Here is a 12,979-nt window from a genome sequence, read left to right on the forward strand (position 1 = left end):
GACCATCCCCGATCCGGTTGCCCGAGCGCGGCTGGCGGTTCCTCCCAACGCTGCTTGCCCGAGTCGATCACACGGGGGTGTGCGGCGTGGTGGAGAGCTCCGCAGTTGAGTGATCAGTCGCCGCCCTGGTGCGAAGGCTCCCAGCCCTCGGGAGTCGGATGCTGGGAAGGGACGACGGTGGTCGTGGCCGCCAGGACATTGCCGCCTTGGTCGTACTGAATGGCCTGGTAGACCACGACTGGAAGCATGGCGTACCTGGGCAAGCCAAGGGCTTCGAGTTCATCCGCAGTCGCGCCGCGTGCTGTGATCTGCCGTTCGACGCGCGTGCATCCGGGGATCACTGGTGCCGGGGAGTCCTCTCCTCCGCGGTTGGAGGCGGGGTTGATGCGGGGCTCCTGTGCGGTCACCGGGGTCTCCTGGGTTGAGGGCATGAGGGGCGATCCGAGCGTACGCGGGGACACCGGCATCCCGGCCCCGGTCTGGACAGCAGGGAGGTCCGGGCACCGGCTATGTCCGACCCTGAACAAGCAGCCGAACGGCCTTCACCGCCGGGCGGTGTTTGCACTCATACCCGGGAGCCGGGACCGGAGGGGCGCGTGAACGAGCAGCACGCCGCGTCCCACCGGCCGAGCCGGCTTTTAGTTTGCCCGCCGCTTGCTGCTCAGCTGGCCCTGAGTGCCGGTTCCCACAGCGGGCGGGCAAGCCCGGTGCCGTCGCAGTGGAAGCACCAACTTCCCTCTGGCGTGCTGCGGGCACCGATGGTGCCGGCAGCGTTCTGGAAGAGCCGGGTGAGGCCGACGGCATGGAAGGCGTGCAGCGGGAGCTCCTGCCGTCTGCCGAGCGTGACCTCCAGCGCGACGCCGGAGCCGGTGAAGTGGGCATGCATGCCCTCGGTGATCGAGCGGAGCGTCTCGTTCAGTCCGTGCATCGTCTCCGCGCCGGACAACTGCACGCGGGCCGTGAGGACGGTGTCGGTGGCTGCGGCGAAGGACAGCAGTCCGACCGGGCGGGCAAGCGGCCCGACGCGGCCCACGGGTTCGGGATGGGTGTGGTGGAGCTGGGACAGGGCGTGCCACAGGTCGCCCGGCAGATCCTGGGGTGCGGTCTCTTCTCGGCTGCGTCTCATACGGCCTGTGTAGGGCCTCCTGTGGGTTGTCGCCGTCGGATCGGCCCGTCCGTCCCATGCGGTGGCATGAGGTCTTCGGCTTCCGTTCCGCCCACCGGGCCGGACGTCGGGCAGCCCCATTCGTGGCGGGGACATGCCCGGCGTCGCGCGTGCTGTCAGCGGCCGGCGGGTTCGGGGTAGCGCCGGCGGCGCCGGTCCGGGTCGTCGACGCCGATCTCGTACCAGGGCTCGCCGCGCTGAAGCCGGGGCAGGGTGTTCGCCCACACCGCGACGGCGATGCCCTTCACGTCGTCGGCGAGCGCCTGGAGGCGGTTGTCGAGCAGGTGCTCCTCCTTGCCCGCCAGGACGACGTGCAGCCGCGGGAAGGTCTGGGAGCGGGTGTAGCGGTGGCGCTGCCAGAACGGGTACGTGTTGCCGATCGTGCCGCGGGCGCCTTCCCAGACGCGGTGTCCGGCGTAGCGTTCGTAGTCCCACACTTCCTTGGCGAGCCGGTCCTGGGACATGGTGCCGTTGTCGAGCTCGAAGAGGCGCACCTCGCTGGTCTTGGTCGGCCATGCGAGGACGGCGTCGGTGTTGAAGCTCAGGCCGGTCTCCTTGATGGCGTGGTTGACCTCCACCTGCCAGTCGGTCAGGTGCTTGCGGCCGCCGTAGGCGAGGATCATGTCCGTCACCGCGACGCCGTGCGGACCGAACCCGGCTCGAACGGCCTTCGCTCCGGTGCCGGCCTTCGGTCGGGGAGGCAGCTCGTTGCCGTCGGCCAGAGCCTTCTGTCCCGCCGCAGTCAGGTTCCAGATCGGGTGCCTGCCCGCCTTGCCGTTCATCTCCGCCAGTCCCAGCTCCGCCAGTTCCTTCATCGCCCTGCGCACGTACGACCGGCCGTCCCGATCCTCCGCCGTGATCACCTCAGCCATCTGCCGCACCGTGGCTATCCGCACGCACCCCAGCATCCGCAGCGCATCGGCCCGCACCTTCCCGGCCGTGGGAGTGGACCTCTTCCCCTTCGCCGACGTCTCAGGGGAAGGAAGAGAGGTGTCAGCGTGCTGGAAGACCCCCTGGCGTGCGGTGTGAGCTGCGGTGATGGGCACGACGTTGGATTCGTTCGCGGCACCGTTCACGGCACTGGATTCCGGGCCGCCCGCCGGGCGTTCAGCCCCCCTTGTCCAGGTCGGGCGCGGCTCCGGCTCGGGCTGCCGGGCGCTGCTGGTGTACGTCATGGCAAGGCTCCTCACGCAGGTGGCGCGGGGGTCCGGATGAAAGCCCCCCGTCACTTACTAGAGGTGTGGCGAAAGTCGACGGTGTGACGCTCCACTGAGTGCCGTTACCGACCCGTGATCATCCGGCTGGCGCCGTGCAGAGCTCGGAGACGATCGTGAACGAGGTCGTCACCATCGGCACCGCCATCGCCGGCGGCATCACCGTGTGCGTGGTCTGACCGTGCGCCATACCGTTGCGGATCTGCCGGCCATAGTCGAGGTACTCCGCCTGCCGTGACGTCAGGATCCCGTCGGCGGCGCCCTGCTTGATGAGCTGGAACAGCGGCTTGGTGCCCGCGTCCGGGATCCGGTCGCGCAGCACGATCTCCACCGCGATCAGGGAGTGCATAACCGCCACGGTGGAGAACTCGTAGCAGTAGTACGACTGGCGCAGCAGCTCGCGGGCCGTACGCAGGACGGTCGCCGCGGCCTCGGGAGTGCCCTCGGGCACGACCAGGTCCTCAACGAGGTCGTGCATGTCGGCGTAGCTGTCGAAGAAGTAGTGGGCGCGTTCGTCCGGGACCGGGGACGTAGGCCGCTGCGGCGTCATCCCCGCAGTCTCTCAGCGGCGCGCCCCGGGCGGCAGCGGCTTTTCCCCGTGCCGTCGCACAGCGTGCCGGGACGGAGATTTCTCCCCCATCGATATGGGCGGAATCTCGCACGTAACGAGCCGTGTCAAGGAGTTTCGTGGCGCGGCCGGGCAGACGACTGCTCACCGTCAGTGCGCGGACTCCATCCACAGGCCGGTCCCCTGAGCATCGGATCCGAGGCCGCCGCGATCAGCCGGACGGCCCGTACATGAGGAGGCCGTCATGCCCGACACCACCATGCCGCTCGCCCCGATGACCCCGAACGCGGCCATCTCCGCGTTCAGCTACCTCCGGGCCGTCCAGGCCGACGACGTCGAAGCCGCCCGCGAGTTCGCCAGCGCCGAGCCGCGGATGCCCGAGCTGCTCGTCGACGTCGCGATGCGGATCGTCGTCCCCGTCACCGCGCTGCCCGGCCCGGAGTCGGGCGAGCCGTGCGCGGACACCTTCGCCCTGGAGGCCCTCGGACGCGTCTTCGTGACCTCGCTGCGGACCTGGGCACAGGCCGGGCCGGACACGGCGGAAGGCATCGCCCGTTCCGTCATCGACTTCGCCGCGCAGTTCCTCACCGAGGACTACGAGGACGTCGCCGACACCCTGCGCCAGTTGGAGGCCGTCGGTGTGGGCCAGGCCCTCGATGCACACCCCGCACCGGCCGGCTCGCACCCGGTGCGCCTGACCGTCGTGTAGTAGGCATCGGATGCGCTCCACCGCCGCGCGCCGCACCGCAGCGCCCATCGTGGTGCGTTCCATCGGCATCGCCGCGCCGCACCGGGCGCGCGCGACGATCGGGCGGGCTCCTCTATCACACACCCCCTTGACCACGACCTGATCGCGAGCCGAAAAGGGGCTGTGTCAAGGGGATTCGTCCTCGGTAGCGGACCTGGACAAGGGGGCGCACGCCACCGGCCGCACCTGGTCAAGGGGTTGGTCGGCGGTGGGCGAACCGGTGCGGTGCGGGACATCGGGTGCGGCGCACCGGGCGCGCGCGAGAGTGCCGGGCATCGTCGGGTGGTGCGCCGCAGGATGCGGTGGCGGACATCGCGGTGCGCACCATGGTGGCGTCCATCGTCATCCGGCGCGCCGGAGTGGAGCCCATCCGATGTCGTGCATCGCCACTGGATGCAGAACATCGTGGGCTCCACTCGGTGGACGATGCCCGGCATCGTCACCACAGCCAGGCGTTGGAGTGCCGCACCCGGGACAGAGCGCGGGCGTCGCGGCGCGCGGCCGCATTGCCGATCCGGTTCTGCCGCGATCGAGGCCGGCGCGACTGCGCGGCGGCGAGGCGGCGCTTCCCGGCGTCCTGGAGTCGCCGCCGCTGCTTGCGCAGCTCCACCTTCTTCGCCGCCTTCGACTTCGGCTTCCGGGGGCGCTTCCAGATGGGCTGCCACCCCAGGGGCTCATCGGACTCGGGCTCCTGGTCCTCTTCGAGCGCGGCGGATATGTCCTTGGCTGCTGCGCGGGCGCGGGCGAGGGCGTCATCAAGGCTGGGTTGTTCTTCCGGGGTGCTCACGCGACTCCTCCTGTGGTCCAGCCCGGTGTGTGCTGGGTGCCGGGGTGCTGGGTGTGCGGCGGCGGGGCCGTCGCCGAGGCGGGCTGCGGTCGAGGACCGTGGGTGACAGCGCGATCCCGGATGCCGTCCTGGAGCTTGGCGGCGGCGGCCTCAAGGGTCCGGCGGGTCTGCTCCACCGTGTCGACGCCGGTCTCCTGCTCCAGGACGCGGCTGGCCTCCCGGTCGGAGTGGAACGGCCGTGGGTGCGACCTCGAGGGGGCGGGCACGGCGACGGCGCGCGGCCGGGTGCGGGAGCTCAGGCGCTCCGCACGTCGCGCTGCATGGACCCGGGCGGCCAGGGCGCCGGCGGCGAGGCGGGCCCGCTCGTACTGGGGCGCGGACCGCTTCCGGGTCAGTGGGCGCAGCACGGCCTGGTCCTCGGTGTCGCGCGGGTACAGGGCGCGCAGGTCGGCGGTCATCATCCGTTGGCTGGCAGGGCGGGTGTAGTCGTCGACGACCGTCTGCACGATCTGTTCGTCCAGGCCCGCCTGGTGGGGCCGGCCACGCAGGGCGTAGGAGATGTGACGGCGGGCTTCGGCGAGCAAGTGGTGGCGCTTGAAGGCACCGCGCATCACGTACACCACGGCGACGACGTCGACGGCCGCCAGGGCGATGTCGACCACTGGCCGCACCCGCGCCCATACCGCCGCGGCTGCCGCCCGCGCTCGCTCCGCGAGCCGGTAGACGGTGCAGGCGCCGAACGCCCGGATCGCTGAGGTGCGCCATCGCTCGCGCAGCTCGGTCAGTGACAGCATCTCGGTGCGCTTGGGCGGCCGCGTCTGGTCGGCGGCCTGACAGGCCAGTGCGTAGGAGGCCCGCTCCCCCGGCGCGTGCCCCTGCCGTTCCTCATACTTGGCCGTCAGGACGGGGAGCGCGTCCTCGATCTGCTGGCGGCGAGTCGACTGCCAGCCAATCAGCCGCTGGTCGATACCCACGATCTCCATGACCGGTCGGCGGCCGGGCGTCACCTCGCGCGGCTCCCACGCCCACCCGAGCCGGGCGGACACCTCCTCCATGAAGTACAGGAGGTAGAGGGTGTCGGCCGCAACGATGTGGGTCATCAGCGAGTCCGCCGACAGGTTGCCCCACTTCCCGTCGTGTGGCCGCCGGGCGCGGATCGACACGATCGCGTGATCGTGAAGAAGTGGCCTCGATTCCGTGGCTCTGGATTCGTAGTGCCTGAAGACCGCGACGATCAGTCCGTCCTTGACCCGGGCGCGGCGCTTGCCGCCGGCTTTCCAGCGGATCTCCGCGACCGACTCCTCGAACCACGCCAGGGTCTTGTCGCGGGCTATGTCCTCGCACAGCTCCAGCATCCGGCGGTGCCAGTCGTCCATCAGGGCCCACGCGAGGTGTGCCGTCGGCGGGGGCCGGAACGTCAGGTCGAAGGCCAGCCAGGGGGTGCGCTCCTTGGCCTTGTCGGTCTTGGGTGAGCGGTTGTGCTCGATGGGCCTGCCCAGCACGGTCGCGCGCCGGGCCTGTGCTGGGCTCTTGCCCTGCGCCAGGAGCTCGCGCTCGATCCGGTCGGCGTCCGGGTGCCGACCCTCCCCCAGGAGCAGTTCGGCCTGTCGCTCGGTCACCACGTCCCCGTCCTTGAGCCCGAGTGCGGCCAAGCCTCGGCCCTTCCAAACGCCGGGTGGGACACCGGCTTCGTCCTGGGCGGCGCGCAGCGGCGTGCCCGCAGAGCGGTGGCCGTCGCCGACCATCACGCCACGGAAGAGATAGCGCCACCCGTCCCCCGGACGGACCTTCGCTTTGCTGATCACCGCCCCATGGAAACCCGGCACTGACCTGCGGAAAAGCGCGATCCGGGGTCCTTCCCGCCGGGCGGGAGGCCATCACCAAGTCTTTACCGCAGCGCCCGTCAGGCGGGCCGCCGAGACAGCCCGAGACGGTAAGCCGCCGACGTGTGCACAGTCCTCCGCATGACGAATCAGCTGATCTACGCAGGCCCCTGCCCACTGTGCTCGCGACCGCTGCGACCCGAGTTCCTCAGCAGCGGCCCCTCCGCACAGCAGGACCGCCCGGCCCGCACCGACTTCCACCGGTATCGCTGCGCCACTGCGAGGCCACCCAACCCCAGCAGTTCTGGGACGTGATGCGCGCCCTCTACGAGAGCTGACCTCGGCCGTGCGATTACTGCGCCACCACCACACCAGCCCCGGAATGCCACGGCAACCGACTCCACCGTCACCCAGCGCACGCTCTGTCGCCCCGATCCGGGACGGCTGGGTCAACACGTGCTGCGGCAGCGTCATTTCGGGTGTTCACCTGCCGCTGACGGCCTCCCGTCTCCCTCAGCGATACGTCCGCTGCATGAATCCCAATAGGTGACGTGCGGGTTGGCTTCAGTCTCGCCGCACAGTGGACCTAGTAAAGTTCGGCCGCATGAGCATCCCGAGCCCCAGAGGAGAGCGAGAGAAGCTAATTACCGCTCTCACTCCCAAGCTGCGCAGGCACCTGAAGATCCGCGCCTTTGAGCACGGAATGGACATCCAGGACGCGACCGAGCACGCCATCAAGGCCTGGTACGAAGCCGATGACGTCCCCGAGGTTGATACCGACGGAGCCAAGACGTGGGGGACCTTCCTCCCCGTAGGTGGCCCTGATGAGTTCAAGGCCGTCTGCTCGCAGCGCGGCATCACCTACGTGCAGGGGCTCGCGCAAGCGTTGACTCTGTGGCTCAACAACCACCCCTCCCCCACGACCCCGTTGGTCTCGCAGCCGGTCGTGCGCGTCATAGTGGCCAACCAGAAGGGCGGCGTCGGCAAGACGTTCATCTCCTCCGGCATTGCCCAGGCCCTCGCGGAGGCCGGCCGTCGCGTCCTGATCATTGACTACGACCCGCAAGGGCACCTCACTGCCGAGCTCGGCTTCGAAGACCTCATGTACGAGGACGACGTTGAGACGCTCATGATGCACATGGACGGCACCGCCAAGGGCGACATCCATGACCTGCTGGTCGCCCTGGACCAGAAGCGCTTCGGTGAGCGGCTGCATCTGCTTCCCGCGTCCGACGACGCGTTCCTCCGGGACGTCGCCCTGTCCAAGGTGAGCTTCAGCGAGGCCGCCCTGGAACGCGCTCTGGAGCCGCTGGAAGAGGACTACGACGTCATCATCATCGACGGCCCGCCCAGCCTCGGTCTGAACATGGACACCGCCCTGTACTACGTGCGCCGACGCGAAGGCGAACTCGCAGACCGATCAGGCGTCATCACGCCGGTCTGGGCCAACAAGGCCTCCCACCGCGCCTTCCGTCTGCTGAAGTCCCAGAAGGACGACCTGTGCACAAAGGGCCGGATCCAGGTCGACTACCTGGGACTGATCATCAACGCGTACGACAGCCGCCGCGGCAAGCTCGTGAAGGAGAACAAGGATGAGTGGGAGAAGAGCAGTTCCCCACCTGTCCTGGCGGTGATCGGCGACCTGAAGGAAGGCCGCGAGGCCGCTGACGGCGAGATCCCGCTGCTTGAGTACGCACCGGACAGCGAACACGCGCAGGCGATGCGCGACCTGGCGAAGGAACTGGCGGTATGAGGAACACCAGCAAGAAGGACGGCCAGCCGCGGGTCACGCGTGGCTTCAGCATTGACGACGACGGGACAGGCGGAGAGCAGGAAACACCCCGTCGCATCCGGACTCGCTCACAGATCATGAATGGGGAAGGCAAGAGGCCCCCGGCCTCGGTGAAGCTGGCATCGCTGGCACACAACCCGTTCAACCCGCGCGAAGAGCTCACCAACCTCGAAGAGACCGCGGATTCGTTGCGGGCCAAGGGACAGATCCAGCCGGTCACCGTGGCGCGGCGAGCTGCCTTCCTGACGGCACACCCCGGGCAGGAAGACGCGCTCGCTGAAGCCGAGTACGTCGTCATCGACGGCAACCGGCGTCTGGCTGCCGCCCACCTGGCCGGCCTCGAAGAGCTGCGGATCGACGTCAACGACGACCTCGCAGCAAGCGCGGCGGACCTCCTGGAGTCTGCGCTGATCGCCAACATCCACCGCGAGGATGTGGCTCCCATGGACCAGGCAAAGGCGATCCAGGATCTCGTGAAGGTGCATGGGTCGCAGGGCGAGGTGGCCAGGCGACTGGGGAAGACGCCCCCTTGGGTGTCGCAGCGCCTAGCTCTCCTGGAACTCACGCCCGAGCTCCAGGAGCAGGTGGAGACGGGTGAGTTGAAGGTCGAACCGGCTCGCCGGATCGGTCGGCTCCCCAAGGCTCAGCAGGCGGGCGAGGCAAAGAAGGCCATCGAGGCCGCGAAGGCTCCTCGCCAGCGGCGCAAGCCTGCGGTGGAACAGTCCAGCGAGGCCTCAACCGTTAACGCCGTTAATACCCCCGAGGGCGGGGCGTCGGTCGGCTCCCCCACGCCGCCGACCGTTAACGCCGTTAATACCCAGGAGGCTCAGGGCCCGGAGAGCACGGGGCAGACCGAGGCCGGACAGCCGGGCCAACTGTCGTACGACGATGCCTTCTCCGTGGTCACCCACCTGCACCTGAAGATGGAGCCGTCGGCCTTCGCTGACGGTGCCCGCGTGTGGCTGGGGATCCTGCGTGAACAGCACCCGGACGCGTACAGCGCCCTGCTCGAGGAACTGACCCAGCAGGAACAGCAGCCGGCCTGACATCCCAGACAGACCGCGAAACGCAAGAAGGCCCGTACTCCCCTCCATCCGGCAGGGAGTACGGGCCTTCGTCACGCTCGGGGGTACGTCAGGGCGTCCAGGTTCCGGTGTCGTCTGTCTCGGGCGGGCGGATCAGACCGCGGAACGGTCGAACGACGGTGCTGCCGTCGGCGCGACGTATGGCGAGGTTCCGTGGTCCGGCAGCCGGGCGACACCCAGGCCACTGGAAATGGAGCCATTCGCCCGTGATGCCAGGTGCACGGCGAGCGCAGAACGGGATGACCACGGTGACGGGGTGCCCTCGTTCGAGGTACACCCGGCCGGTCATGCCGCTCATCGGGCGGCCGCGGGGACAGCGTCGTGGTGCTTGCCGTCCAGGAGGCGTCCGGCGTTCTTCTTGCCGACACGGCGCATGCGGACGGCGTCCTGCGGGGCGAGGGCCTCCATGCGGTTCCAACTGCGGCCTTGGGCGTCGATGAGGGTGATGCCGCCGCGGTCGTGTCCGTGATCTTCGGGTGCGAACTCCCCCCACTGCTTGAGGAAGTACGGCACCCCTGCCCACTCGCATTGGTCGCGCAGGTCGCGGGCCCACTGGGGATGCATCGGGCGCGCCTTGCGACCGGATTCACCTCCGACGATGACCCAGTCGATGCCGTGAAGGCCGCGCTCGCAGCAGCCCCCGGCATGAACATAGGAAGCGGTCAGGCCGTGGCCGCGCTCGCTGCCCATGGTGATGACGGCCCGCTTGAGGTCGACCGGCCCCAGCAGCGGTTCACAGGAGAGGAAGCGCACGGCGGCCGGAGTCTCGAGCAGGACCGGGATGCGGATGTCGGCCCACTTCTGATCTTCTACCGAGACACCCAACCAGACGTTGGGGAGCGGGTCGCCGCCCAGCATCGCGCCGACCGCAAGCCAGTCCTGCTGGCAGCCGATGAAGTGCCTTCTGCCCTCGTCGGCGACCTGGTGCCAGAAGGTGGGGCTGGACAACAGCGCCTTCATACGGGCGTGCCGCTTGCTGAGGATCTGGAACGTGTGCTGTGGGGCGAGCGCCATGACGGCGAACACCTGGGCGATGTAGGCGTCGGGGATGTCCTGGTGGAACAGGTCCGACATGCTGTTGAGGAAGATGCGGCGCGGCTTGCGCCACGTCAGCGGCAGCCGCAGGCGGTCCGGCCTGAGGGTGAGGTCGAAGCCGTTCTCGAAGTGGTGGCCTTCCGTTCCGCGCCACCGTTCGGCGAAAGTTTCGGCGTAACAGTTGTCGCAGCCGGGGCTGACCTTGGTGCAGCCGGTGACCGGGTTCCAGGTGGCTCCCGGGGTCCCGTCCTCGGCTCGGGTCCATTCGATCGAAGTGGTGTCAGCCACGGGTGTCCTCGTCTGCGTGTACGGGGTGGGTGTAGCGGATGCGCTTGCCGAGGCTGCGGGCGTAGTCGATCTCGCTGCGGGTGCTGTCGCCGATGTAGCCGCCAGGGTTGACGATGAGGACCTCGTCGGCGAGGTCGATCTTTCGGCGGTGCAGTTCGTCGAGCTGCTGCTTGAGCCGCTCGGCCCGGGCCGGGTCCTCCCATAGCGGGTGCGGCTGCTTCATGTTGCAGCCGGGGGCGAGGACGATGCGGCCGGCGGCGGTCTCGTAGAGGTTGGCTTCGGCGAGAGCGTCCCAGTACCGGGTCGACCCGCACAGCGCGACGATCGGCGGGCGGGTGGTGGTGGTGGTGTCGGTCTGACCGTGCACAGCAGTCCTTTCGTAAGGAGGGCAGGGAGGCCGGGGCGGCCGGGCTGGAGGCCTGCGGCCGCCCCGGGCGTCAGGCGGTAGTGGGCGCGCTCGTTTCGGCGGCCGCCGTCTGGGAGGCGCTCGCCTCGAGCTCGGCTTGGCGCTGCTGGAGTTGGTCGATGGCCGCGTGATCGGTCAGGGCTGTGGTGATCAGGTCGCGCTGGTACTCCATGCCTGCGAAGACGCCCGCGTGGTAGCGGCACTGGTCCTGTGCTTCGGCGCAGGCCGGGCAGTCTTTCCAGTCCAGCGGGTCGTACGGTGCGGTCTCCGGTCCGGGGAGCTCTGAGGCTGTCCGGCGGGCGGCGGGGGAGTGGGGGCTGGTGGTGAACAGGTCCTCTCGCCAGGTGGGCGGCATGTCGCGGAGGAAGGTGGCCAGGGCGTCTGCGATCAGCGGGTAGTTGTCGTAGAGCGACGCCCAGATCCGTTTGGCCTCGGTTGCCGGGTCGGTCTGCGGGGACAGTTCGTAGGCGTCGCGGGCGTAGGTCCGGATCTTCTCGCGGCGCTCCTCCCAGCTGCTGGTGTCGATTCCGGCTTCCACGGCCGCGCTCAGGATCTGGGTGTCGTGCAGGGGTTCCGCGCGCATCAGCGACGCTGCGAGGGCTTCGGCTGCGGTGGGGTCGCGGCGGGCGAGCGCGGCCACGGCCTGGTCAGTGAGGAAGGCCGTGCGCTGGACCCAGAAGTCGGCGTTGCTGTACGCGGTGGCCAGCATCCGTGTGCGCAGGCGGGTGAGTTGGGTGGTGCCGTTCGTCATGAAGAGGCTCTCCCTGTGGGGTGATGGTTTTGGCGGGGCCGGTGGTGCTGCGGGGCGGCCGGAGTCGTGTCGACGGCCGCCCCGCAGGCGTGGGGTTGGGTGGTTCAGCCGGTGAGGCGGATCGGCATGAGCAGGTAGCGCAGGGCCAGGTCGTCGCTGCCGTGCCCGCGCAGGACGGCGGGCTTTGTGCTGGTGGTGAAGTGGAAGTCGACGGATTCGGCGGTGAGAGCGTTCAGGCCGTCGAGGAGGAAGGCGGGGTTGAAGGCCACGGTGAGTTCGTCGCCGTCGAGGTTGGTGTCGACGTTGTCGACGGCCTGGGCTTCGTCGCTGGTGCCGGCTTCCAGGACGAGCGTGTTGTCGGCGGCGAAGGTGAGCCTGAGCGGGGATTCCTTGGTGGCGACCAGGGCGACGCGTTGGACGGCGTCCTTGAGGGCGGCGATCTCCACGGTGGCGGTGTGGTTGAACTCGGTGGGGAAGAGGTTCTGGTACTTGGGCAGGTCGCCTTCCAGGCCGCGCAGGGTGGTGGTGCTGTTGTCGGTCCGCAGCGTGAAGAGGCCGTTGGATCCGGAGGCGTCGGGGAGGGCGAGGTCGATGGTGGTGTCGTCGGCGACGGCCTTGACGGCGTCCAGGAACGGCTTTCCGGGCGCGAGTGTGGTGCAGTCGGCGCTGAGGTCGCAGTTCTTCCAGGCGATGGTGCGTACGGCGAACCGGTAGCGGTCGGTGGCGGCCAGGGTGAGGGTGCCGTCCTCCTGGTCGTGGCGGAGCTGGATGCCGGTGAGGACGGGCAGGGTGTCGTCCTTGCCAAGGGCACAGGCGACTTGGGCGACGGCTTCGGCGAAGGCCGGGCCGGGCAGCGTGCCGGAGGTGGCGCCGGCCTCGGGCAGCGACGGGTACTCCTCCAGGGGCAGGGTGGGCAGGGTGAAGCGGGCGGATCCGGCGCGCAGCACCAGGCGAGGGCCGGTGAGTTCGAGGTCGACGTTGCCGCGGACGCGGGCGACGATGTCGGCGAGCAGCCGTCCGGAGACGACGGCGCGCCCGTTGTCGGCGACGGTGGCGGGGACGACGGTGTCGGCGGAGGTGTCGTAGTCGAAACTGCTGACGCGCAGGGTGCCGTCGCTGGCGTCCAGGAGGAGTCCGGCGAGGACGGGGGCGGGTGGCCGGGTGGGGAGGCTGCGGGCGGCGTAGCCGACGGCGGAGGCGAGGTCAGCTTGATCCAGGGTGAGCTTCACGAAAACGGGTTCCTGTCTGTGCTGTGGGTCGTGGGCACTGGGGGAGGGGCCGGCCGCTTGCGGGCGACCGACCGGGGTGCGGGCGGCG

Annotated in this window: 13 protein-coding genes; 3 read left to right on the plus strand and 10 right to left on the minus strand. The window is 69.4% G+C overall.

Translation table 11 applies throughout. The features are described 5' to 3' along the window. Positions 1-113: 113 nt before the first annotated feature. The 4 genes from N8I87_RS43500 to N8I87_RS43515 all read right to left on the minus strand — a co-directional run bounded on the left by N8I87_RS43500 (position 114) and on the right by N8I87_RS43515 (position 2,929). Complete coding sequence (locus tag N8I87_RS43500; protein ID WP_263217431.1) at positions 114-248, minus strand: hypothetical protein; 135 nt, start codon at positions 246-248, stop codon at positions 114-116. A gap of 413 nt (positions 249-661) precedes the next feature. Continuing rightward, complete coding sequence (locus tag N8I87_RS43505) at positions 662-1,126, minus strand: hypothetical protein (protein ID WP_263217432.1); 465 nt, start codon at positions 1,124-1,126, stop codon at positions 662-664. A gap of 155 nt (positions 1,127-1,281) precedes the next feature. After that, positions 1,282-2,340 carry a replication-relaxation family protein gene (locus N8I87_RS43510; RefSeq protein ID WP_317633576.1) on the minus strand — a complete coding sequence of 353 codons (1,059 nt, stop codon included), beginning with the start codon at positions 2,338-2,340 and terminating at the stop codon, positions 1,282-1,284. Positions 2,341-2,458: 118 nt separating this feature from the next. Further along, positions 2,459-2,929, minus strand: coding sequence for a hypothetical protein (locus N8I87_RS43515; protein WP_263217433.1), 471 nt, complete (start codon positions 2,927-2,929; stop codon positions 2,459-2,461). Between the two features lie 262 nt (positions 2,930-3,191). Here N8I87_RS43515 and N8I87_RS43520 point away from each other — a divergent pair, with 262 nt between their 5' ends. Then, on the plus strand, positions 3,192-3,656 hold the full coding sequence (locus N8I87_RS43520) for a hypothetical protein (protein ID WP_263217434.1): 465 nt from the start codon (positions 3,192-3,194) through the stop codon (positions 3,654-3,656). A gap of 478 nt (positions 3,657-4,134) precedes the next feature. On the opposite strand, the gene N8I87_RS43525 is transcribed toward N8I87_RS43520, so the two are convergent. Beyond that, entirely contained in the window at positions 4,135-4,482 is a 348-nt protein-coding gene (locus N8I87_RS43525; protein WP_263217435.1) for a hypothetical protein, read from the minus strand. Continuing rightward, positions 4,479-6,287, minus strand: a complete 1,809-nt coding sequence (gene mobF / locus N8I87_RS43530; RefSeq protein ID WP_317633577.1) for a MobF family relaxase — start codon at positions 6,285-6,287, stop codon at positions 4,479-4,481. Before mobF ends, N8I87_RS43525 begins: the two co-directional genes overlap by 4 nt. A 622-nt stretch (positions 6,288-6,909) precedes the next feature. On the opposite strand from mobF, the gene N8I87_RS43535 reads away from it, so the two are divergent. After that, on the plus strand, positions 6,910-8,058 hold the full coding sequence (locus tag N8I87_RS43535; RefSeq protein WP_263217436.1) for a ParA family protein: 1,149 nt from the start codon (positions 6,910-6,912) through the stop codon (positions 8,056-8,058). Beyond that, on the plus strand, positions 8,055-9,143 hold the full coding sequence (locus tag N8I87_RS43540; protein WP_263217437.1) for a ParB/RepB/Spo0J family partition protein: 1,089 nt from the start codon (positions 8,055-8,057) through the stop codon (positions 9,141-9,143). The genes N8I87_RS43535 and N8I87_RS43540 overlap by 4 nt, the downstream gene beginning before the upstream one ends. Before the next feature lie 333 nt (positions 9,144-9,476). Here N8I87_RS43540 and N8I87_RS43545 read toward each other — a convergent pair whose 3' ends face one another. The 4 genes from N8I87_RS43545 to dnaN form a co-directional block, all read right to left on the minus strand. Continuing rightward, positions 9,477-10,505 carry a DUF5131 family protein gene (locus tag N8I87_RS43545; RefSeq protein ID WP_263217439.1) on the minus strand — a complete coding sequence of 343 codons (1,029 nt, stop codon included), beginning with the start codon at positions 10,503-10,505 and terminating at the stop codon, positions 9,477-9,479. Beyond that, the gene (locus N8I87_RS43550; RefSeq protein ID WP_263217440.1) at positions 10,498-10,872 is read right to left on the minus strand and encodes a hypothetical protein; all 375 of its coding nucleotides are present in this window, start codon (positions 10,870-10,872) and stop codon (positions 10,498-10,500) included. Before N8I87_RS43550 ends, N8I87_RS43545 begins: the two co-directional genes overlap by 8 nt. A gap of 70 nt (positions 10,873-10,942) precedes the next feature. Next, the gene (locus N8I87_RS43555) at positions 10,943-11,662 is read right to left on the minus strand and encodes a hypothetical protein (protein WP_263217442.1); all 720 of its coding nucleotides are present in this window, start codon (positions 11,660-11,662) and stop codon (positions 10,943-10,945) included. Positions 11,663-11,766: 104 nt separating this feature from the next. Further along, the gene (gene dnaN / locus N8I87_RS43560) at positions 11,767-12,891 is read right to left on the minus strand and encodes a DNA polymerase III subunit beta (protein WP_263217444.1); all 1,125 of its coding nucleotides are present in this window, start codon (positions 12,889-12,891) and stop codon (positions 11,767-11,769) included. Positions 12,892-12,979: the final 88 nt, after the last annotated feature.

The organism is Streptomyces sp. HUAS 15-9, from assembly GCF_025642155.1.
GTDB lineage: Bacteria > Actinomycetota > Actinomycetes > Streptomycetales > Streptomycetaceae > Streptomyces.

Coding starts and splice junctions, on each gene's coding strand:
- N8I87_RS43520 (WP_263217434.1), top strand. CDS start 3,192: ATGCCCGACACCACCATGCCGCTCGCCCCGATGACCCCGAACGCGGCC.
- N8I87_RS43515 (WP_263217433.1), bottom strand. CDS start 2,929: ATGACGCCGCAGCGGCCTACGTCCCCGGTCCCGGACGAACGCGCCCAC.
- N8I87_RS43535 (WP_263217436.1), top strand. CDS start 6,910: ATGAGCATCCCGAGCCCCAGAGGAGAGCGAGAGAAGCTAATTACCGCT.
- N8I87_RS43510 (WP_317633576.1), bottom strand. CDS start 2,340: ATGACGTACACCAGCAGCGCCCGGCAGCCCGAGCCGGAGCCGCGCCCG.
- N8I87_RS43500 (WP_263217431.1), bottom strand. CDS start 248: ATGCTTCCAGTCGTGGTCTACCAGGCCATTCAGTACGACCAAGGCGGC.
- N8I87_RS43540 (WP_263217437.1), top strand. CDS start 8,055: ATGAGGAACACCAGCAAGAAGGACGGCCAGCCGCGGGTCACGCGTGGC.
- N8I87_RS43555 (WP_263217442.1), bottom strand. CDS start 11,662: ATGACGAACGGCACCACCCAACTCACCCGCCTGCGCACACGGATGCTG.
- N8I87_RS43505 (WP_263217432.1), bottom strand. CDS start 1,126: ATGAGACGCAGCCGAGAAGAGACCGCACCCCAGGATCTGCCGGGCGAC.